Source organism: Burkholderia sp. COPS (assembly GCF_019425585.1).
Classification (GTDB): Bacteria; Pseudomonadota; Gammaproteobacteria; order Burkholderiales; family Burkholderiaceae; genus Burkholderia; species Burkholderia cepacia.
On the sequence record NZ_WIXR01000019.1, the window covers coordinates 33316 to 54792 of the forward strand.

The following is a 21477-nucleotide window of genomic DNA, read 5'->3' on the forward strand; positions in this document are numbered from 1 at the left end:
CATCAGCGCAGCTTCGCGACGTCCTGCTCGGTCACCTTCGCAGCCGGATTGCCGAACTGCCCGGTCAGGTAGTTCGTCAGCGCGGCGATCTGCGCATCCGACAGCTCGTGGCGGAACGCCGGCATCCCGACGTCCTCGCTGCCGGCCTTGCGCTGCACGCCGTTCAGGATCACCTGCACGAGGTTGGTCGGATTCGGTGCGCCCACCGTCGAGTTGTGGAACAGCGGCGGGTAATAACCGTCCGGCGTGCCCTTGCCCTGCATCTGGTGGCAGGTCGCGCAGTTGCCGAGATACAGCCGCGCCGGATCGATGCCCGACGACGCGAGCGCGGCGCCGCGCAGCGTCAGGCCGTCCTCGGCCGGCTTGCCCCACGACGAGCGCGACTGCTTCGCGTCGCCGCTGGCAACTGCCGGCACCGTGCGAATGTACGTCGAGATCGCGCCGATGTCGGCTTCGGTCATCTTCGAGAAGCTGTGCTCGATCGCCTCAGCCATCGGCCCGGCCGCCTGCGCGAGGCCCGGCACGGTACCGGTGCGCAGGTACTGGACGAGTTGCTGCTGCGTCCAGCCGCCGATCCCGGCGTTCGGGTCGGACGTGATGTTGTAGCCGTCCCAGCCCGCGAGCACCGAGCCCGACAGGAAGCTGCCGCCGGTTTCGTCGAGCGACTTCTCCTGCATCGCGATGCCGCGCGGCGTGTGGCACGTGCTGCAGTGCGCGAGGCCCTGCACGAGATACGCGCCGCGGTTCCACTCGGCGCTCTGCGCCGGCTTCGGCTGGTAGACGCCGTCCTTCAGGAACAGCCAGTTCCAGATCTTCAGCGGCCAGCGCATGCTCAGCAGCGCGGGGATCTCGTTCTTCGGCGGCGCCTGCTTGACCGGCTCGACGCCGTGCATGAAGTACGCGTACAGCGCCTGCACGTCGTCGTCGTTGATCTTCGCGTACGACACGTACGGCATCGCCGGATACAGGTTGTCGCCGTTCTTCGACACCCCGTGGCGCACCGCGCGCTCGAAGTCCTCGGCCGACCAGTTGCCGATGCCCGTCTCGGGATCGGGCGTGATGTTGCTCGTATAGATCTTGCCGAGCATCGGGATCGGCATGCCGAGACCGCCCGCGAACGGCTTGCCGCCCTTCGCGGTGTGGCAGGCCATGCAGTCGCCCGCGACCGCGAGGTATTCGCCGCGCTTGACCAGCGCCGGATCGGCCGCATCGGCCGCGCGTGCGAGGCCCGGCAGCGCGAGGCAGCCGGCGAGGAGGAAGGTGAGAGTAGATTTCCGCACGGTCAGACTTCCTTCTTCAGCGTGTCCGACATCCGCAGCGCGAGCGCCGCGATCGTCAGCGTCACGTTCACCGTACCGACGGTCGGCATCGTCGAGCTGCTCGAGATGAACAGGTTCGGATGGTCGAACGTGCGGCAGTCCTTGTCGACGACCGAGTCGCGTGCATCCGCGCCCATGATCGTCGCGCCCGTGATGTGGTTGTTCGGCGCGAACTCGTCGTTGAAGACGACTTCGGTACCGCCCAGCACCTTCGCGGCCGTCGCGTAGACCTCGCGCGTGTGCACGGCGCCGCGCTTCACGTAGTCGTCGATCGCATAGGTGATCTCCGGGCGCGGGATGCCGATCGCGTCGGTGGCCGTCTTGCTCGGCACGATGCGGTTCTCGGGCTGCGGCAGGATTTCGTGGAAACAGTCGAACTGCACGTAGCGCGCGGAACGATCGCGGATCTGCGCGTCGAGCTCCTCGGGCTTCATCAGCTTGCCGGCCTTGAAGATCTTCTGCGTCTCCTGGTTGATGCGCGACATGTTCGACAGGTGGATCTTCTTCGCGGCTTCGGTCGCGCGGAACGGGCCGTCGCGGAAGCCGATCAGCGACGTCATCTCCTGCGGGCCGCGGCCCGGCCACAGCTTCTCGTTCGCGTAGAACGACACGCCGGTGCCCGGGTGGTCCATCAGGTTGCGGCCGACCATGTCCGAGCTGTTCGCGACACCGTTCGGGAAATCGCGGTTCGCGGACATCAGCAGGATTTTCGGCGTCTCGATACCGTTCGCGGCAATCACGAAGTACTTGCCTTCGACGCGATGGTCGGCACCCGTCTTGTCCTTGTAGACCGCGGCGGTGATGCGCTTGTCCGGCCCGGTCTCGAGCTTGTAGACGACCGCGCTGTCGATCAGCTTCGCGCCGGCCTGCTCGGCCTTCTCGACGTGCACGATGCCGTTGTACATCGCGCCGATCGGGCAGATCGGCATGCAGTTGTTGTTCCCGCAACAAGTGGGCCGGCCGTCGTACGGGCGGCTGTTGCGCGCGACCGGCTCGGTCACCACGTGGAACTTCGGGTCGTAGCCGTTGAGCGCGCTCTTGATCGTCTGCTCGTTGAACGACAACGGCAGCGGCGGCATCGGGTACGGCTCCTTGCGCGGCGAGTACAGGTCTTCCTCGGGGCCCGGGCCCCACACGCCGAGCTCTTCCTCGGCGCGCTGGTAGTAATGCTCGATGTCGTCGTACTGGATCGGCCAGTCGCGGCCGACACCGTACACGGTCTTCATCTTGAAGTCGTTCGGGATGAAGCGCCACGCCGACGCGGCCCAGTGCCACGTCGTGCCGCCCACCGCGCGGATGTACTGCGAGTTGAACTTGTGCTCGCCCTTCAGGATCAGGTAGTCGTTCGGCGGGCCGTATTCCGGATGCGGCGCCCATGCGCTCGACGGATACGGCGCCATGAAATCGGTCTTGTCGACCTGGTTGCGGAAGCGCTCGACGATTTCCCAGCGCGGCATGCGCGGGCCGGCTTCCAGCAGGATCACGGACTTGCCCGCCATCGCGAGCTGGTGTGCGACGATCGCGCCTGCGACACCCGAGCCGACGACGACGACGTCGGCCTTTTGCGTATCGGTATCGGCCATCAGGCTTGCCTCTCGATCGGTTTGTCGGCCCAGAAGCCGGGTTTGTTGGGGCAATACGACGGGATCACGAGCGTATCGGACACGACGCTGAACATTAATGCTTCTTCGTAGGTAATCACGACGTTGTCGACGACGCCGAGATACCACGCCTCAAGAATCTTCAGCGCGAGTGTTTCCTGATCGGGATTCAGCGAACCGGACGCGAGTGCGCCGGCGAGTTGCGGCAGGCTGTCGGCCGTCTTGAACGAACCCTTCTGCAAGGCCTGCAGGAAGCGCTGGCCGAGCACGCGGCTCAGCCCCTTCTTGCCTGTCAATGCTTCGGAGAGCGTCATGAACGTATCGAGCGGCGCGGTGCCGGGATCGTCGGCCAGGGCCCGCAACGCCAGCGAGCCCGTGAGGCCCGCCGCCGTCAGCGCCAGTGCGCCCTGCAGCCATTGACGCCGAGTGATGCCTGTTACGGCTGCGTCGCCAGTGCGACGCGAGTGGGGAGTGTTGTCGTTGTGCATGTTTCCTTTTCTCTCGAACACCGGATTCGGGAAAACCACGCTTGATATTTCTCAAACATTGGCGCGGACCTGAAATGTACGCGCACAAATCGGATCGAACAATCTTTTTATAGTCCATTAAATGTTCCGCAATCCGAGACAATCGACATTTCGATGCTTTTTTGTATCGTCGGCGCGACAAAGTTGCGGCCGACGCACCCATGTCGTACACCGACGACACACTGACTGCACGCGACGATGCATGCGCATGTCGGTCGGTTAGAATCGCGTGCAATCAAACAGAAAGCTTCCCTCCGAGGGCAATCGAGCGATGAAGCAGCACGACAAACAGAACAAAACGGAACGCATCCACCACACCACCCGGCTGCTCTGGCGCCTTGGCGCCGTCGCGGCGCTCGGCGGCGCCACGGCACTGTCGCTGCATGCGGGCGCGGCCCGCACGGTGAGCGTCTCGCCGCAAGGCACCGTCACCGAAGTCCGGCAGAGCGTCGTCAAGTTCGACGAACCGATGGTCGCGTTCGGCTCGGCGTCCGCGCCGAATCCCGCACGCGTCACCTGCAACGATTCCGCGGCCGCGCGCGGCCAGGGTCACTGGCTCGACGACAAGACCTGGGTTTACGATTTCGAAAACGACCTGCCGCCCGGCGTGCGCTGCTCGGTCGCGCTCAACGACACGTTGCGTTCGGTCGCCGGCAATGCGGCCAGCGGCCCGCGCCGCTTCACGTTCCAGACGGGCGGCCCGTTCCCGGTGAACGTCCGCCCCGGCTCGCGCGAGATCGAGGAACACCAGGTATTCGTGCTCAAGCTGAACGGCCCGGCCGAACCGCGCTCGGCGCTCGCGAACATCTGGTGCGAAGCGGCCGGCATCGGCAACCGCATTCCCGTCACGGCCGCCGACGACGATGCGCGCAACGCGCTGCTCGATCACTTCGGGCTGAAGAAGGATGCCGCGCGCGTGCTGACGCTGTCGTGCGCGCAGGCGCTGCCCGCGAGCGCAAAGATGCAGCTCGTGTACGGCAAGGGTGTCACGAGCCCGAGCGGGATTCCGAACGAAACGGAACGGCGCTTCGATTTCACCGTGCGCGCACCGTTCGCCGCGAGCTTCTCGTGCGAGCGCGAGAACGCGAAAGCGCCCTGCACGCCGCTGCGCCCGCTCACGCTGTCGTTCAACGCGCCGATCTCGCGCAAGAACGCCGAGGCAATCAAGCTGCGCGGCCCTGACGGTTCGCTGTCGCCGACCTTCGCGGCCGACGACAAGAGCGAGGAAGTCACCACCGTCACGTTCAACCCGCCGCTGCCCGAGCAGGCCGGCCTGACGATCGAATTGCCGTCGGGCCTGCGCGACGTGACCGACCGACCGCTGTCGAACGCCGACCTGTTCCCGCTCGCGACGCGCACCGCGCCGATGCCGCCGCTCGCGAAGTTCTCGTCGGGCACCTTCGGGATCGTCGAGCGCTTCGCCGAACCCGATACGCCCGCGCTCGTGCCCGTCACGCTGCGCAACGTCGAGGCCGACCTGCATATCGACGGCCTCAACACCCAGGGCGCGCAGTTCTCGAACCTGAAGGTCGACGACGACACCGCGATTCGTCAGTGGATGCGCACCGTCGACCGCTTCGACAACTGGTCGATGACGGCCGGCTCGATCGACAGCCAGATTCCCGGGCTGCTCGAACGCAAGGGCCAGCACCCCGTCTACGTGCCGCGCGAGGCCGGTGAGAAGGCGCCCGCACCGAAGGATCGCCGCATCGACGTGCGCTCGCTGACGCTGCTCAAGGGCCAGCCCGGCGTGCAGGCGCTGACGCTGCCGAAGGCGGACCCGAAGGCGCTGCGCCCGTTCGAAGTCGTCGGCGTGCCGATCGACAAGCCCGGCTTCTACGTGCTCGAACTCGCGTCGCCCGCGCTCGGCCGCTCGCTGCTCGCGAAGCCGTCGAGCATGTACGTGCGCACCACGGTGCTCGTCACCAACCTCGGCGTGCACCTGAAACAGGGCCGCGAAAACAACCTCGTGTGGGTCACGACGCTCGACAAGGGCAAGCCCGTGCCGAACGCGCAGATCCGCGTGTCGGACTGCAACGGCGACGAAATCGCATCGGGCACGACCGACGCGCAGGGGCTGCTGAAGATCGACGGCGCGTTCGAATCGAAGCGGGCATGCAGTTCGTCCGACTCGGAGCAACGCTTCGACGACTACTTCGTGTCGGCCCGCGTGAACGATCCGAAGACGGGCCCCGACATGGCGTTCGTCAGCTCGGGCTGGAACCGCGGGATCGAATCGTGGCGCTTCAACGTGCCGACCGATACCGACAGCGCACGGACCGTGCGCGCGCATACGGTGTTCGACCGCACGCTGCTGCGCGCGGGCGAAACCGTGTCGATGAAGCACTTCATCCGGTCCGAGACGCTGCAGAGCCTCGCGTTCCCGTCGCAATACCCGACGCGCGTGACGATCCGCCATCTCGGCACGGGCCAGACCTACAAGCTGCCGCTCACGTGGGCGGCCGACCACAGCGCGGACTCGCAGTTCACGCTGCCGGCCGCCGCGAAGCTCGGTGAATACAGCGTCGAGCTCGAAGGCGGCCCGGAAGACTCGCCCACGTCCACCTACTACAGCGGCAGCTTCCGCGTCGAGGCGTTCCGCCTGCCGGTGCTGAAAGGCTCGATCGGTGCGCGCGACGCGCAGAAGAGCCCGCTCGTCGCCGTTAAGGAAGCGCCGCTCGCGGTGCAGATCGACTACGTGTCGGGCGGTGGCGCATCGAACCTGCCCGTGCAGGTGTCGGCGCTGATGAAGTGGGCATCGCCGCCGTTCGCCGATCGCTTCGAGGATTTCAGCTTCACGCCGTATCGCCCCGACACGAGCGACGGCAATGCCGACGACGATGCGCAGGACGGCGACAACGCGTCGTCATCGGCGTCGAGCAACGATCCCGACGCGACGAAGCTGATCGCCGACAAGCTGCCGCTGACGCTCGACCGCAACGGTGCGGGTTCGGTCACGCTGAAGGGCCTGCCCGACGTCGACGCACCGAAGCGCATCGCGCTCGAAGCGACGTTCGCGGACCCGAACGGCGAAGTGCAGACGATTCGCGGCGACACGATCCTGTGGCCGGCCGCGGTGGTGGCCGGCATCAAGGCGGGCCGCTGGGTCTCGGTCGGCCAGCGCGTGCCCGTGCAGGCGCTGGCGGTCGACCTGCAAGGCAAGCCGCGCGCGTCGGTGCCGATCGAGATCAAGGGCGTCGCGCGCATCACGACGTCGTCGCGCAAGCGGATGGTCGGCGGCTTCTATGCGTACGACAACAAGAGCGACACCCGCGACCTCGGCGTGCTGTGCTCGGGCAAGACCGACGACAAGGGCCGCATGGCCTGCGACGCGACGCTCGAACAGGCCGGCAACGTGCAGCTGATCGCGGTGGCGAAGGACGGCGACGGCCGCACGTCGAACGCGTCGACCTCGGTATGGGTCACGCGCGAAGACGAACTCTGGTTCGGCGGCGACAACACCGACCGGATCGACGTGATCCCCGAGAAAACCTCGTACGAACCGGGCGAAACCGCCCGCTTCCAGGTGCGCATGCCGTTCCGCTACGCGACCGCGCTGGTGGCGGTCGAGCGCGGCGGCGTGATGGAAACGCACATCGTCGAACTGAACGGCAAGAACCCGACGGTCGACCTGAAGGTCGGCGACACGTGGGGGCCGAACGTCTATGTGTCGGTGCTCGCGCTGCGCGGCCGGATTCGCGAGGTGCCGTGGTACTCGTTCTTCACGTGGGGCTGGAAGGCACCGGTCGAATGGGCACGCGCATTCTGGCGCGAGGGCCGTCACTATGAAGCGCCGACCGCGTTCGTCGACCTGTCGAAACCCGCGTTCCGCTACGGCCTCGGCGAGATCAAGGTCGGCACCGGCGTGCATCGTCTCGGCGTGACCGTGACGACCGACGCGACGCGCTACACCGTGCGCAGCAAGGCTCAGGCACACGTGAAGGTCACGCTGCCGAACGGCCAGCCCGCGCCGGCCGGCACGCAGATCGCGGTCGCGGCCGTCGACGAGGCGCTGCTCGAACTGATGCCGAACAACAGCTGGGACCTGCTCGACGCGATGCTGCGGCGACGCGCGTACGGCGTCGAGACGGCCACCGCGCAGATGGAAATCGTCGGCCGCCGCCACTTCGGCCGCAAGGCCGTGCCGGCCGGCGGCGGCGGCGGCAGCGCGCCGACGCGCGAGCTGTTCGACACGCTGCTGCTGTGGAATCCGCGCGTGACGCTGGACGCCAACGGCAGCGCGACCGTCGAGGTGCCGCTGAACGACGCGCTCACGCGCTTCCGGATCGTCGCGATCGCGGCGGTCGGCCCCGACCGCTTCGGCACCGGCAGCACGTCGATCCGCAGTACGCAGGATCTGCAGCTGATCTCAGGCCTGCCGCCGCTCGTGCGCGAAGGCGACGCGTTCCGCGCGCAAGTCACGCTGCGCAACACGACCGACCGCGCGATGCAGGTCGTCGTGACGCCGCGCGTGACGGGCCTCGATGTCGCACCGCAAACCATATCGCTCGCGGCCAATACGGCAACCGAAGTCGCCTGGACGATCACCGTGCCCGAGCAGGCGCTCGACGCGGCCGGTGCGCTGAACTGGCGCATCGAAGCGGCCGAGCAAGGCGGCAAGCGCGCGTCCGACGCGCTGGCGGTCGCGCAGAAGGTCGTGCCCGCGCTGCCGGTCACGGTTCAGCAGGCGACGCTCGCGCAGGTCGACGGCACGCTGACGGTGCCGGTCGCCTCCCCGGCCGGCGCCGCGAACAACGCGCAAGGCGTGCCGCGCGGCGGCATCGCCGTGTCGCTGCAGTCGAAGCTCGCCGACGGGCTGCCCGGCGTGAAGCGCTGGTTCGAGCGCTATCCGTACCGCTGCCTCGAACAGCAGACGTCGCGCGCGATCGGCCTGCGCGATCCCGCGCAATGGCAGGCGCTGATCGCCCGCATGCCCGTCTATCTCGACAGCGACGGGCTCGCGAGCTACTTCCCGCCGTCGTCCGACGATTCGCACGCCGGCAGCGCGACGCTGTCGTCGTACCTGCTCGTGGTGTCCGACGAGGCGAGCCGTCTCGACCCGCGCTTCGCGCTGCCGGAAGACCTCCGCACGCAGCTCGAAGCCGGGCTCGCGCGCTTCGTCGACGGCCGCCTCGAGCGCAACACGTGGGCGCCGCGCCAGGATCGCGACCTCCGCAAGCTCGCCGCGATCGAGGCGCTGTCGCGCTACGGTGCCGCGCAAGGACGCATGCTCGGCTCGATCGAGATCGCGCCGAACCAGTGGCCGACGTCGGCGGTGATCGACTATCACGCGATCCTCACGCGCGTGAAGGACATCCCGCAACGCGACGAGAAACGCGCGCAGGTCGAGCAGATCCTGCGGGCACGCCTCACGTACCAGGGCACGCAGCTCGTGTTCTCGACCGCGCGCGACGACGACCTGTGGTGGCTGATGACCAGCAACGAGACCAACGCGGCCCGCCTCGCGCTGGAATTCGCCGGCGATCCGGCGTGGAAGGACGAGATGCCGCGCGTGACGGCCGGCCTGCTCGCCCTGCAGCGCCAGGGCGCATGGCAGACGACCACGTCGAACGCGCTCGGCCTGCTCGCGGTCGAGCGCTTCTCGCGCACCTACGAGAGCACGCCGGTTGCCGGCGCGACGAAGGTCGCGCTCGGCGGCGACGAACGCACGATCTCGTGGTCGCAGGCGCCGGCACCCGCGCCCGCCGACCCGGCTGCCTCGGCCGCCCCCGCCACCCCGGCCACCCGCGCCGCCGCGGCCCGCAGCGTGATGCTGCCGTGGCCGCGCGCGTCGCAGGCACCGGCCACGCTGTCCGTCACGCAAGACGGCACCGGCCGCCCGTGGGCCACGATCGAAAGCCTCGCGGCCGTGCCGCTGCGTTCGCCGTTCGCGGCCGGCTACCGGATCACGAAGACCGTCACGCCCGTGTCGCCCGCCGTCAAGGGCGTGCTGACGCGCGGCGACGTCGTGCGCGTGCATCTCGACATCGACGCGCAGAGCGACATGACGTGGGTCGTCGTCAACGATCCGGTTCCGGCCGGTTCGACGATCCTCGGTTCGGGCCTCGGCCGCGACTCCGAAGCCGCGACGCAGGGCGAGAAGACGCCGGACGGCGCCTGGCCGGCGTTCATCGAGCGCGACTTCGACGGCTACCGTGCGTACTACGACTATCTGCCGAAGGGCAAATTCTCGGTCGAGTACACGGTGCGGCTGAACAACGTCGGCACGTTCGGGCTGCCGCCGACGCGTGTCGAGGCGCTGTACGCGCCGTCCGTGTACGGCCTGTGGCCGAACCCGCCGATGACCGTGAAGCCGGCCGAAGCGGGCAAGTAACGAGTACGCGATGATCGATCAGGTATTGCCGCGGCCGGCGCGTTTCGCCGGCCGCGTATTCGTCGCCGTCGTGCTGGCCGCGCCGCTCGTCGCGCATGCGCTGCCGGGCTACGACGAAGTACGCCGCAACTGGCGCAGCTCCGACTGGGTGCTGCTCGCGCGCGACGGCACGCCGCTGCAGCGCACGCGCGTCGACCTCACCGAACGGCGCGGCGACTGGGTGTCGCTCGCGGACGTGTCGCCCGCGTTTCGCGAGGCGATCGTCGTGTCGGAAGACAAGCGCTTTTACGAACACAGCGGCGTCGACTGGCGCGGCATCGCAGGCGCCGCGTGGGGCAACCTGTGGAACGAACGCACGCGCGGCGCGTCGACCGTCACGATGCAGCTCGCCGGGCTGCTCAGCGATTCGCCACGCCGGTCGGGCCAGCGCTCGCTGCCGCAGAAGGCCTCGCAGGCCGTCAACGCGCTGCTGCTCGAACGCGGCTGGCGCAAGGACCAGGTGCTCGAGGCATACCTGAATCTCGTGCCGTTCCGCGGCGAGACGATCGGCCTCGCCGCGCTGTCGCAGGTGCTGTTCGGCAAGGCGCCGTCGGGCCTCGACGCACGCGAAGCCGCGATCGCGGCCGCACTCGTGCGTGCGCCCAACGCCACGCCCGCGAAAGTCGCCGAGCGTGCGTGCCGGATCCTGCGCGACATGCATGCGGAGCAGGCCTGTGCTTCGCTCGACGGCTACGTGCAGCTGGTCACCGCGCGGCCGGCCAGCGCCGCGCGCGACGACGGCGCCGCCCTCGCCCCGCACTTCGCGCGACGCATCGCGGCCGAGGTCCGGCCGGCGGCCGGCGCGCAGGTGCGCACGACGCTCGATGCGCCGCTGCAGCGCTTCGCGCGCGACACGCTGATGCGCGCGCTGACCGAACTCAACGCGCCCGCGCACCGGCGCAACGTGCAGGACGGTGCGGTCGTCGTGATCGACAACGCGACCGGCGAGATTCGTGCGTGGGTCGGCTCGTCCGGCGCGCTGTCGAGCGCGCGCGACGTCGACGCCGTGCTCGCGCCGCGCCAGGCCGGCTCGACACTCAAGCCGTTCCTGTACGCGCAGGCGATCGACGAGAAACGGCTGACGGCCGCGTCGCTACTCGACGACGCGCCGATCAACCTCGCCGCCGGCGGCGGCCTGTACATCCCGCAGAACTACGACAAGGATTTCAAGGGCTGGGTGAGCGTGCGCAGCGCGCTCGGCGGCTCGTTGAACGTGCCGGCCGTGCGCACGCTCGTGCTCGTCACGCCGCACCGCTTCGTGCGCACGCTGACCGCGCTCGGCCTGCCACTCGCGCAGGAAGGCGACTACTACGGCTTCAGCCTCGCGCTCGGCAGTGCGGACGTCACGCTGCTGTCGCTGACCAACGCGTACCGCGCGCTCGCGAACGGCGGCGTCGCCCGCCAGGTCGTCGACCGGCCAACGCCGGCACCGGCCTCCGGCGCATCCGGCGCATCGGCCGCGTCGCCCGCCCGCGCGGCCGACGGCACGCGCGTGTTCAGCGAGGCAGCCAGCTTCGTCGTGACCGACATCCTGTCCGACAACAACGCGCGCGTGCGCACGTTCGGCTTCGACAATCCGCTCGCGACGCGCTTCTTCTCGGCAGTCAAGACCGGCACGAGCAAGGACATGCGCGACAACTGGACCGTCGGTTTCACGTCGCGCTATACGGTCGGCGTGTGGGTCGGCAATGCGGACGGCTCGCCGATGTGGGACGTGTCAGGCGTCACGGGCGCGTCGCCGGTGTGGTCGGCCGTCGTCGGCTACCTGCACCGCGACGTGCCGAGCCGCGCGCCGCGCGCGCCGGCCGGCGTCGAGACGCGCCGCATCACCTTCGAGCGCGAGATCGAACCGTCACGCAACGAGTGGTTCGTCGCGGGCACGGCGGTCGACACGATCCGGCTCGCCGCCCCCGTCACGCCGGGCAAGGACGGCGCGCGCGCGCCGCTGACGATCGGCACGCCGACCGACGGCACGATCTTCGCGATCGACCCGGACATTCCGCCGAAGAATCAGCGGATCTGGTTCGAGCGCTCGGCCGGGCACGCCGCGAAGTTCGCGTGGCGGCTCGACGACAAGGTGATCGGGCATGCCGACCGCATCGCGTGGATGCCGTGGCCGGGCCGGCACCGGCTCGAACTCGTCGATGCGCGCGGCAATGTTGCCGACGCGATCGGCTTCGAGGTGCGCGGCGCGTTCGCGAAGGCGGCTGCGCGCAAGCCGTGAACGCGCGCTTCGGTCGGGCTTTTCGACCTGACAATCAGATCTGACGCTCCGACCTGACGCTCCGGCCTTACTCGCCGGCCGCGTTTGCCTTCGCCGGCTGCGGCTGCGCGGAGAAATCGAGTGTCGGCGCGGTCGAAACCGCCGCTTCGTTCGCGACGCTGAAATTCGGGCGCGGCTGGTAGCCGAAGATCTTCGCGATCACGACGCCCGGGAACTGGCGGATCTGCACGTTGTAGTGCTGCACCGTCTTGATGTAGCGGCCGCGCGCGACCGCGATGCGGTTTTCCGTGCCTTCGAGCTGAGTCTGCAGGTCGCGGAACGCTTCGTTCGCCTTCAGCTCCGGATAACGCTCGGACACCACCATCAGCCGGCTCAGCGCCCCGGACAACTCGCCCTGCCGCTGGTCGAACGCCGCGAGCGCGGCCGGGTCCTTCGCCATCTCCGGCGTCATCTGCACGCTGCCCACGCGCGCACGGGCCGACGCCACCTCGGTCAGCACGCGCGCCTCGTGCGACGCGTAGCCCTTCACCGACGCGGCGAGATTCGGCACGAGGTCCGCGCGGCGCTGATACTGGTTCAGCACTTCGGACCATGCGGCATTGATGTCCTCGTCGGACGACTGGATCGCGTTGTAGCCGCACCCCGCGAGCGGGGCCAGCACGCAGCACACGAGCAGGATTCGAAACCATTTCATCATGGGGTTGTTTCCGGTTGAACGCTCCGGGCGGAGCGGCAGGTGAAAGGAATCAGGTGCGCAGGCAGGCTGCGCGCGGACGCTACCAGCGGCCCGATGCGCCGCCACCGCCGCTCGATCCGCCGCCGCCGCGGAACGAATCGGAACTCGATGACGACCGGGAGCCGGACGAGGATGACGACGAAGACGAGCCGCCGCCCGTCAGCTTCGCCCAGATCACGGCGAGTACGCACAGCACGCCGAAGATGCCGGACAGCACTTCCCCGACCGAATAGTCCATTTCGCGCCCGATCGCGACGATCATGAACAGCGTCCCGCCCACGATCGCGGTGATTTTGCGCACGCGCGCCGACAGGAACAGGTTGATGCCAAGCAGGCACGGCCCGACACCGGCGGCCGCCGGAACGAACGCCGCGGCGCCCAGCATGGCTTCGAGATTGCCGTTGAAGATCGCGCCGACCGGCAGCACCACGACCGGCACGACGGCCGCCACGAGCCAGGCGGCCAGGAGCGCCACCCTGCGGCGCAGCTTGCGCCATTGCGCGACCACGCCGAGCACGACATTGGCAACCCCGAGCAGGAACCAGAACCGCACGCCGCCCGCGTTCGGGCGTTTCCGCTCGGGCAGGCCGTTCGACTGGTATTTTTCGCCGCCGGCTCGCGCGTCGCGGGGCGGCGGGTTCGCGGAATTCGTCGCGCTCGCCGCGGTCGCCGCGGCCGTTTCGTATGCTTCGTCGCGCCCGTCGAGCGCCGTGGCGGGTGCGGGCTGCTCCGGCGCGGCGACGTCGGCCGGCATCATTTCGTGCGTCAGCGCGTCCAGCGCATCGCTGATGCCGGCTTCAATGCGGTTCTCGCGGAATGCCGGCACGATCCGCTCGCGAATGATCCGGCCCGCGACGATGTCCGGAATCGTGCCTTCGAGGCCGTAGCCGACTTCGATCCGCACGGTATGGTCGTTGAGCGCGGCGACGAGCAGCAGGCCGTTGTTGACCTGGGCCTTGCCGAGTTTCCATTGGTCGAACACGGTGGTCGCAAACTGTTCGATCGTCGATTGCCCGGTCGACCCGACCAGCAGGATCGCGACCTGTACGCCGAGCCGTTGTTCGAGCGCGGCGAGGCGGTCGGTCAGCTCGGAGGCGCAGGCCGCGCTCAGCACGCCCGTCGTGTCCGTCACGCGGCCTTGCAACGGCGGCGCGGCTTCCGGCTTCGGGGCGACCGGATAGGCTGCCGCGGCGGCCACGTGTGTGCAGGCCGACCGGGCCGGGGTGGAAAATGTGGTGGCCATGGACGCCGCGACGGCGACGCTGCCCTCTTCGGCCGGCGCCGCGATGGCCGTGCCGCCGAACAGCAGGATCGCGCCCGCGAGCAACGCAGTGGCCTTCCGGAAGCCGGACCTGCCGGTCACGCCCTTGGTGCCGCGTGTGTGCCGAATGCCGGTTCGGGCCGTGCCTGCCCGCGATGCCGGATCGCCTTCGCCGCCCGGCGCGCACGGCCGGCCCGTCTGTCGTTTCGAATTCATGTCGGAAACGGCGCGCCGGCTCCATCGGGAACGGCACGTTCTCTCGTCGTTTTTAATCGTCCCGCAGCATAACCAATTGTGAAAGGAACTGAAAGGTTTCCGGCCGACTTCCGGATCTCGTCATTTCAGCGTGCCGCTGCACGACGCGCTCGTCGCCAGGCCGCGTCCAGCCGCAGGCCGGCCAGGCGAACGAAACGGGCAAGCAGCGCCCCGCTTCGGGACATAGAATGTGAACGGCGCCGCACTGTAAGCGCCTACCGGTTGCCCCACTCTCCTCAAGGCCAGCGACCATGAACCTGCACCCCAGGCGTTTCATCCGCCCCGCGCTGGGCACGCTCTGCGTCGCCACCCTCGCAGCGCTTCAGGCGTGCAACGGCGATGCCTGCTTCGGCGTCGATGTCTGCTTCAACAACAACAACACGCAAACCGTCGCGCTGTCGGGCACGGCCGCGACGGGCGACGCGCTCGCGAGCGCGCAGGTGACGGTCAGCTGCGTGACGGGCTCGGCGACGACGCTGACGGACGGCGGCGGCAACTACCGCGTGACGGTCAATGCCGCGCTGCCGTGCGTCGTCACCGTGACGTCGGGCGGCACGAGCCTGCATTCGCTCGCGTACGCGGGCGGTACGTTCAATACGACGCCCGAGACCGAGCTGATGCTGGTCTATCTCGCCGCCCAGCTCGGCACGAACACCGCCGCATTGATCGGCAATTTCCAGGGCAATCCGCGCTACCAGCAGGCGATGAACAGCCCGAACACCGTACAGGCCGCGCAATCGGCCGTGGTGACGAGCCTGCAGCAGCGCTATTCGGTCACGCTCACGGCGCCGGCGTTCCTGACCACGTCGTTTACGGTCGGGCAACCGGGTGTCGACAGCGATCTCGTCGCGCTCGCGAAAGCCGGCGCGATCGATACGAACGGGATGCCGGATCCGGCCGCGGTTACGCTGCTCACGCAGGCCGGCGCGGCGCATCCGCTTTGACAAGCGGCCGGCGGCGGGAAGAAGGTCGCTCGCTATTGCCCGGTATCGCGCGTCAGGCGCGCGCTTCGGGCGCGTCGTCGGCCAGCAGCGCCCACCGTTCGTGGTCGCGCCATGCGCCGTCGATGCGCAGATAACGCGGAGAAAACCCCTCTTTCGTGAAGCCGAGCCGCCGAACCAGCGCAATCGACGCATGGTTGCCCGGCTGGATGTTCGCTTCGAGCCGATGCAGCCCGAGTTCGCCGAACGCGACACCGATCGCCGCGCGCATGGCGTCGGTCATCAGCCCCTTGCGGCTGAACGCCACCATCCCGTAGTACCCGAGATACGCGCTCTGGAACACGCCGCCGACGATCTCGTTGAGGTTCACCACGCCGACCACCGCCCCGGACGTGCGCTCGCGCGCGACGAAGCCGACGTTCGGCCCCGTCAGGCAGCGCCCGAACCACTGGTCGAATCCCGCCTGGTCGGTGAACGAGTCGACCCACGGCAGATGATGGTTCCGGCTCGCGCGATTGGCGGCGATCAGGTCGGCGGCATCGGTTCGGGCGACGCGGTTCAGCAGGATCGGGTTCATGGGGCAGTCGACAGGCGGCATTTACGCGGCCTCCCCACGCCCGCACGCGACGGGCGCGGCCTGGGCCTGCTGCTGCGACAGGTACCGCAGCAGCTTGGTGACCATCCACACGACGATGCAGGACAGCGCGACGAAGAAGACCGCGAGCGGCGTCAGGACATGGATCGACACGAAACCGGCCAGCCCCATCATCGCGGACGACACGAGCAGCAGCGCGCATCCGAGGATCGCGCTCGTCAGGCCGGCGATATGCGGAAACAGCGAATTGCCCTTGGCCATCAGCGTCGGGTACATCGCGCCCGCGCAGAAACCCATCACGAGCACCGGCGTCGCGAGCGTCCACACGCGCAGCCCGACGGTCAGCGCCAGCACCAGCATCGCGACCGACGCCCCCGCCATCACGCGCGCGCCGATACGCAGCCGTTGCTCGGCACTCGGCAGCCCGCGCCCGTGAATGCGGTTCGACAGCCCGCCGAGGAAATACATGAGCCCGATGCCGAGCGCGAGATAACCGAAGAAGGTCGGCGGCTTGTGCAGCGTGGTCTGCACCATGAACGGCCCGACGATGTTGAACACCAGCAGGATGCTGTAGCACAGCCCCTGGGCGAGGAAGCAGCTCTGGAACACCGGGCTCGCCAGCACCTTGCCCGCGTTCGTCATCAGCGTGCGCGGCTCGAGATGCACCGGCTTCGGCAAGGTTTCGCGGTATCGCCACAGCAGCGCCCACATCACCAGCGAGTACACCAGCAGGAACACGAGGCACGCGCGCCAGCCGAACCATTCCTGCAGGTGCGCGCCGATCACCGGCGCGATGATCGGCGCGAGCCCCCACGCGATCGACATGTACGTGAACGCGTGCATCAGCGCCTGGCCGGAGAACGAATCGGTGATGATCGCCTTCGCGAGCAGGTTGGTGGTCGCGATCCCGAAACCCTGCAGGCAGCGCGCCAGCACGAACGTCTCCAGGTTCTGCGCGCCGAGCGACAGCAGGCAGCCGATCGTGTAGATCACGAGCCCGAACGCCAGCACGCGCTTGCGCCCGTATGCGTCGGCGACCGGCCCGAAGATGAGCTGGCCGAGCGCATAGGCGGCCATGTAGCCGGACACGCTCGACTGGATCGCCTGCGGCGTGGTCGCGAACGAACGTGCCATGTCGGGCAGCGCGGGCACGTAGATGTCGATCGCGAGCTGGCCGGCGGACGCGAACAGGCAGATCAGGAACAACAGGAAACGCGGCGAGTTCGACTCGCGCGCGGGAATGGGCGTGGCGGTCATGACGACTGGGAAAGAGATCGGGGCGGCAGTGCCGCACCGTCAATGTTCGAGAGTCGAACATGCGTGCGGTCGTGGCGAATTCCGTATTGTGCCCGTTGTCGCGCCGTGCCGCCGGATTCCCCTGGCGTGGACGAGGTTGAATGCCGATTGCGGCTCGCCCTGAAATGCGTTAGCCGGACCGGCCGGACGCGGTTTTAATATTGATTTAAGCCGAGGGCCGCATTGTCTCGGATGGCTCACTCCGTGAGCCGCACGTCATTGTTGACTCGATCAGTCTCGTTTGATGGAGATACGAAGATGCGATTCCGTTCGTATATGGCGGCGGGCGCGCTGGCGCTGGTGCCTCTGTTCGCCCTGGCCGGGCAGGACGGCGCGGCGGCCGCTGCCCAACCGATGTTCGTCAATGTCGATGGGCAGGCCGTGCCCGTGAAAGCCGAAACGCGCGTCGTCCAGACCGCGGTCGGCCCGATGAAGGTCAGCACGTGGAGCTGGCACAGCCCGCAAGGCGGCGCGAGCTTCGAGATGCAGACGTCGTCGTCGGGCGGCATGCCGCCCGCGGCGGCGTTGCGGCAAATACAGGCCGCGCAGTACCGGATGCAGGCGGCGCAGGCGCAGATGGTCGCGATGCAGCAGCAGATGATGGCGCTGCAGCACATCGCGCTCGCCAACGCGTTCGCGATGCCGATGCCGATGCCGCAGCCCGTCGGGTTCGCGATACCGGCGTGGGCGATGCCGGAACCGGTCGTCGTGATCGTGCCGGCGCAACCTTCGGCGCGTTCGATCGCACCTGCCCCGGCGGCGCCGGCACGGCCGGCCGCGCGCGGGCCTGAAATCAAGGCCTGACGCGCACTTCCGGCGCACGAGCGACCGGGCTGCAAAGCGAAACCGCCGGCATGTGCCGGCGGTTTTTCATTTGTGGTGCGATACCACCATGACGCGGCGATCAATACTGCGCCTGATCCGTCGGATTCCTGAACAGCTGCTTCATCTCCGCCGACAGCGGATAGTTGAGGCTCACGCCCTTCGGCGGGATCGGCTGCATGAACCATTGGTCGTAGAGCTTCTCGGCCGCGCCCGAGGTCTGCATCTTCGCGATCACGCCGTCCACCACGCGCTTGAACGCCGGATCGTCCCTGCGCATCATGCACGCGTAATTCTCGTGAACCAGCGGCGTGCCCGCCACCGTGTACGCGCCCGGGTTGCGGTCCTTCGCGATCTCGCCGTACAGCAACGGCTCGTCCATCACGAACGCCACCGCGCGCCCGGTCGTGACGTTCATGAACGCCTCGGCGTGATCCTTGGCGCTGATGATCGTCATGTTCATCGCCTTCTCTTCGTTGAGCTTGCGCAGCAGGCGCTCATCCGACGTGCCGGCCGTCGTCGCGACCGTCTTGCCGGCCAGGTCCGCGAAATCCTTCACGCCCGAATCCTTGCGCGTGCTGAAGCGGATCCCATAAAGAAAGATGCTGTTCGAGAACGCAGCCTGCTTCTGCCGTTCGAGCGTGTTCGTCGTCGATCCGCATTCGAAATCGATCGTCCCGTTCTGCAGCAGCGGAATCCGGTTCTGCGACGTGATCGAGATCTCCTTCACCGAGAGATTCGGCAGGTTCAATTCCGCCTTCAGCTGGTCGACGATGCGCGATGCGATGTCGCGCGAATAGCCGATGTTCTTCTGCTGGTTGTCCGAATACGAGAACGGCACCGACGATTCGCGAATGCCGAGCGACACGACGCCCGTGTCCTTGATCTTCTTCAGCGTGCCGGTGAGGGCCTGCGCGTGCGCGGTACCCGCCAGCGCACAGGACAGCGCGACGGCCAGCCAGCCTAAGCGGCGATCCATGCTTTTCTCCTGACGAAACGTTGATCGAATCGCGATCCTACGCCCGACAAAATTCGCGTCGCATCAGGGAAAGCGTAAGCAACCTTCCACCGTGGCCGCGCATTGAAAGACGTATGCCGTGCCGCGCAAACCGGCCCGTGCCGCACATTTCGCCCGACCGGCCGCACGCGGGCTCGCCCCGCCTTCTGTGCCACACGTTCCAAACACGTGTTCATGCTGCGACGCGGCAACGTAATCGTTTGCGCCAGCCCCGGTTTTTCTCGTGAAACGCACTCAAGAAGCCGCCGCGCCAGCCGTTACCCAGTGCATGGCGCGTCGCAGCAAGCTTGCCGCGGCCGCCAGACAAAAACGACAAGGTCCGGGTCAGCCGGACCAGCGCCACCGCCGGCACGACGGTTATCTACGAGGATCGAGTTTCAACATGAGAACCAAGCGTTTCAATCTTGCGCTGGCGCGCTCCGCACATGCGCGCATGCTCGCCGGCATGCTGTCTGCCGCCGCCCTCCTGCCCCTCGCCGGTTGCGGCGGCGGAGGCGGCGGCGACGGCAGCAACCCGTCTTCTTCCAACGCGGCACCGGCACCGGCACCTGCCCCCGCCCCGACGCCCGCTCCCGGCACACCGACGACCCCGCCCGCCTCGGCCGGCAGCAATGCATGCGCGACGCAGCAGGCCGCCGTGCAGATGGCGGCGCAGGCCGCCCCGGCAGAAGGGCCGATCGATCACCTGATCGTCAAGCTGAAGACGCTGACGGCCACGCGTGCGATGGCGGCCATCGACAACGGGACGCGGCTCGACGCGGTCATCCAGCGCTCGATGACGCGCTGGACGGCACCGGTCGCCGGCAGTGCACGTGCCTATGCGAGCACGGTCGGGCAAGCCCCGGTGAACGTGCAGGTCGAACGGACGATCTCGAACGGCGCGGCCGTGCTGTCGCTCGGCCAGCGCATGGCCGCCACCGACGCAGCCGCGCTCGCGCAGGCATTCGCGGCCGATTCGGACGTCGACTACGCGGAACCGGATCACCCGATGCAGATCCGCGACACGCCGAGCGATCCGCTCTACAACCAGCAGTGGTACCTGTCCGACCTGACCGCCGGCATCGACCTGCCGCCCGCCTGGAACGTGACCAAGGGTTCGCCGACCGTCGTCACGGCCGTGCTCGACACCGGCTACCGGCCGCATGCCGACCTCATGGGCAACCTGCTGTCCGGCTACAGCTTCATCAGCAACGTCAACACCAGCAACAACGGCCTGACGCGCAACCCTGACGCGACCGATCCGGGCGACTGGGTCACGCAACAGGAACTCGACAACGCAAACGGCCCGTACTATCACTGCGCGAGCCAGCCGAGCGACAGCAGCTGGCACGGCACGCGCGTGATGGGCGTGATCGGCGCGACCGCCAACAACGGCACCGGCATCGCCGGCGTGTCGTGGCTCGGCCAGATCCTGCCGGTGCGCGTGCTCGGCAAGTGCGGCGGCGTGACGAGCGACATCGCCGACGGGATGCGCTGGGCAGCCGGCATCCCGGTGAACGGCGTGCCGACGAACCCGCGCCCCGCGAAGGTCATCAACCTGAGCCTCGGCGGCGTCGGCGCATGCAGCACGACGTTCCAGCAGGCGATCGACGACGTGACCGCGAAGGGCGTGACCGTCGTCGTCGCGGCCGGCAACGACGGCCTGTCGACCGGGCTCGACCAGCCCGCGAACTGCCGCGGCGTGATCAGCGTCGGCGCCACCGACGCGACGGGCCGCCGCGCGTCGTTCAGCAACTTCGGCGCCGATGTCTCGCTGAGCGCGCCGGGCGTCAACATCCTGTCGACGTCGAACACCGGCACCACGACGCCGGGCTCGGACACCTACGGCCTCGCGAACGGCACCAGCCTCGCGACGCCGCAGGTGTCGGGCGTCGCCGCGCTGATGCTGTCGGTGAACGGCAACCTCACGCCCGCGCAGATCCAGCAGAAGCTGCAAGGCGGCGCGCGCACGACCAAGCTCGCGGCCGGCACGTCGTGCACCGCGATGCCGGCAGGCTCGGGCATTGTCGACGCAGGGGCCGCCATCGCGGCAGCGGGCCAGTAACCCGCCCCTGCTTCCACGCGGCCGCGCGCATGCCGATCACGCATGCGCGCGGCCGTTTCATTCGCGGCAATCCGGGGCCGCGCCACGCACACATCACCCCGATTACGCATCTCGAAATAACACCTGACAAAAGGGTTGACGCTTCGTACAGCGAGCCATTACCATCGCTCCCGTCAAATTACATGGAGTGTTCTGTGAACACCGATGCGAGTTGTAGTTGGTGCTTGACCAACTTGACTGCTGCCTGAGGAAAACGCGCAGAGCCTCGTCTTCTGCCGCATCCCGGGAAGCAGGATGCGGCGTCTTTCCGGCCTGACCACGGGCCGGATCTCCCGCCGAATTTTCGATGTTGTCGAATGCACGCGACGCGCCGTCGCGCGTGTGCGTTCGTGTCGCGCGCGGCGCCAGCCGCGTGCGCCCTCCGTTCGCGTGCCGTCCGGCCGCGCGCCCTCGTGCGTGCGCGGC

General features: G+C 68.2%; 13 protein-coding genes. 5 read left to right on the forward strand and 8 right to left on the reverse strand.

Annotated features, from left to right (window positions below):
• Positions 1-2 precede the first annotated feature (2 nt).
• Genes FOZ70_RS18640 through FOZ70_RS18650 form a run of 3 tightly spaced genes read right to left on the reverse strand, consistent with a single transcriptional unit; the run spans position 3 to position 3408 of the window.
• Positions 3-1280: a cytochrome c gene (locus FOZ70_RS18640; RefSeq protein WP_021162032.1), complete on the reverse strand. Its 1278-nt coding sequence runs from the start codon at positions 1278-1280 to the stop codon at positions 3-5.
• A 2-nt stretch (positions 1281-1282) separates the two neighbouring features.
• Entirely contained in the window at positions 1283-2902 is a 1620-nt protein-coding gene (locus FOZ70_RS18645) for a GMC family oxidoreductase (RefSeq protein WP_021162033.1), read from the reverse strand.
• On the reverse strand, positions 2902-3408 hold the full coding sequence (locus tag FOZ70_RS18650; RefSeq protein WP_042976747.1) for a sugar dehydrogenase complex small subunit: 507 nt from the start codon (positions 3406-3408) through the stop codon (positions 2902-2904). Before FOZ70_RS18650 ends, FOZ70_RS18645 begins: the two co-directional genes overlap by 1 nt.
• Before the next feature lie 310 nt (positions 3409-3718).
• On the opposite strand from FOZ70_RS18650, the gene FOZ70_RS18655 reads away from it, so the two are divergent.
• Both FOZ70_RS18655 and pbpC read left to right on the forward strand, forming a co-directional pair.
• Complete coding sequence (locus FOZ70_RS18655; protein WP_219706417.1) at positions 3719-9781, forward strand: MG2 domain-containing protein; 6063 nt, start codon at positions 3719-3721, stop codon at positions 9779-9781.
• A 10-nt stretch (positions 9782-9791) separates the two neighbouring features.
• Positions 9792-12044, forward strand: a complete 2253-nt coding sequence (gene pbpC, locus FOZ70_RS18660) for a penicillin-binding protein 1C (protein WP_219706418.1) — start codon at positions 9792-9794, stop codon at positions 12042-12044.
• 67 nt (positions 12045-12111) lie between these two features.
• Here the strand turns inward: pbpC and FOZ70_RS18665 are convergent, their stop codons facing one another.
• Positions 12112-12738 (reverse strand): LemA family protein, encoded by a 627-nt coding sequence (locus FOZ70_RS18665; protein WP_122982903.1) that lies wholly within the window; start codon positions 12736-12738, stop codon positions 12112-12114.
• Positions 12739-12820: 82 nt separating this feature from the next.
• On the reverse strand, positions 12821-14257 hold the full coding sequence (locus tag FOZ70_RS18670; protein WP_258025659.1) for a TPM domain-containing protein: 1437 nt from the start codon (positions 14255-14257) through the stop codon (positions 12821-12823).
• A 290-nt stretch (positions 14258-14547) separates the two neighbouring features.
• On the opposite strand from FOZ70_RS18670, the gene FOZ70_RS18675 reads away from it, so the two are divergent.
• On the forward strand, positions 14548-15240 hold the full coding sequence (locus FOZ70_RS18675) for a hypothetical protein (RefSeq protein ID WP_021162040.1): 693 nt from the start codon (positions 14548-14550) through the stop codon (positions 15238-15240).
• Between the two features lie 52 nt (positions 15241-15292).
• Here FOZ70_RS18675 and FOZ70_RS18680 read toward each other — a convergent pair whose 3' ends face one another.
• Together FOZ70_RS18680 and FOZ70_RS18685 are read right to left on the reverse strand one after the other, a co-directional pair.
• Positions 15293-15814 (reverse strand): GNAT family protein, encoded by a 522-nt coding sequence (locus tag FOZ70_RS18680; protein WP_048025544.1) that lies wholly within the window; start codon positions 15812-15814, stop codon positions 15293-15295.
• Positions 15815-15835: 21 nt separating this feature from the next.
• Positions 15836-17089: a multidrug effflux MFS transporter gene (locus FOZ70_RS18685; RefSeq protein WP_059488072.1), complete on the reverse strand. Its 1254-nt coding sequence runs from the start codon at positions 17087-17089 to the stop codon at positions 15836-15838.
• Positions 17090-17386: 297 nt separating this feature from the next.
• Between FOZ70_RS18685 and FOZ70_RS18690 the strand changes: the two genes are divergently transcribed.
• The gene (locus tag FOZ70_RS18690) at positions 17387-17932 is read left to right on the forward strand and encodes a hypothetical protein (protein ID WP_059496859.1); all 546 of its coding nucleotides are present in this window, start codon (positions 17387-17389) and stop codon (positions 17930-17932) included.
• 100 nt (positions 17933-18032) lie between these two features.
• Here the strand turns inward: FOZ70_RS18690 and FOZ70_RS18695 are convergent, their stop codons facing one another.
• Complete coding sequence (locus tag FOZ70_RS18695) at positions 18033-18929, reverse strand: glutamate/aspartate ABC transporter substrate-binding protein (protein WP_219706419.1); 897 nt, start codon at positions 18927-18929, stop codon at positions 18033-18035.
• A 421-nt stretch (positions 18930-19350) separates the two neighbouring features.
• On the opposite strand from FOZ70_RS18695, the gene FOZ70_RS18700 reads away from it, so the two are divergent.
• The gene (locus FOZ70_RS18700) at positions 19351-21012 is read left to right on the forward strand and encodes a S8 family peptidase (protein ID WP_219706420.1); all 1662 of its coding nucleotides are present in this window, start codon (positions 19351-19353) and stop codon (positions 21010-21012) included.
• The last annotated feature ends 465 nt before the right edge of the window (positions 21013-21477 follow it).

Bases quoted from the DNA above. Each gene is read 5' to 3' on its own strand.
- FOZ70_RS18645 (WP_021162033.1), bottom strand. From the start codon at position 2,902: ATGGCCGATACCGATACGCAAAAGGCCGACGTCGTCGTCGTCGGCTCG.
- FOZ70_RS18650 (WP_042976747.1), bottom strand. From the start codon at position 3,408: ATGCACAACGACAACACTCCCCACTCGCGTCGCACTGGCGACGCAGCC.
- FOZ70_RS18655 (WP_219706417.1), top strand. From the start codon at position 3,719: ATGAAGCAGCACGACAAACAGAACAAAACGGAACGCATCCACCACACC.
- pbpC (WP_219706418.1), top strand. From the start codon at position 9,792: ATGATCGATCAGGTATTGCCGCGGCCGGCGCGTTTCGCCGGCCGCGTA.
- FOZ70_RS18665 (WP_122982903.1), bottom strand. From the start codon at position 12,738: ATGAAATGGTTTCGAATCCTGCTCGTGTGCTGCGTGCTGGCCCCGCTC.
- FOZ70_RS18670 (WP_258025659.1), bottom strand. From the start codon at position 14,257: ATGAATTCGAAACGACAGACGGGCCGGCCGTGCGCGCCGGGCGGCGAA.
- FOZ70_RS18675 (WP_021162040.1), top strand. From the start codon at position 14,548: ATGAACCTGCACCCCAGGCGTTTCATCCGCCCCGCGCTGGGCACGCTC.
- FOZ70_RS18680 (WP_048025544.1), bottom strand. From the start codon at position 15,814: ATGAACCCGATCCTGCTGAACCGCGTCGCCCGAACCGATGCCGCCGAC.
- FOZ70_RS18685 (WP_059488072.1), bottom strand. From the start codon at position 17,089: ATGACCGCCACGCCCATTCCCGCGCGCGAGTCGAACTCGCCGCGTTTC.
- FOZ70_RS18690 (WP_059496859.1), top strand. From the start codon at position 17,387: ATGCGATTCCGTTCGTATATGGCGGCGGGCGCGCTGGCGCTGGTGCCT.
- FOZ70_RS18695 (WP_219706419.1), bottom strand. From the start codon at position 18,929: ATGGATCGCCGCTTAGGCTGGCTGGCCGTCGCGCTGTCCTGTGCGCTG.
- FOZ70_RS18700 (WP_219706420.1), top strand. From the start codon at position 19,351: ATGAGAACCAAGCGTTTCAATCTTGCGCTGGCGCGCTCCGCACATGCG.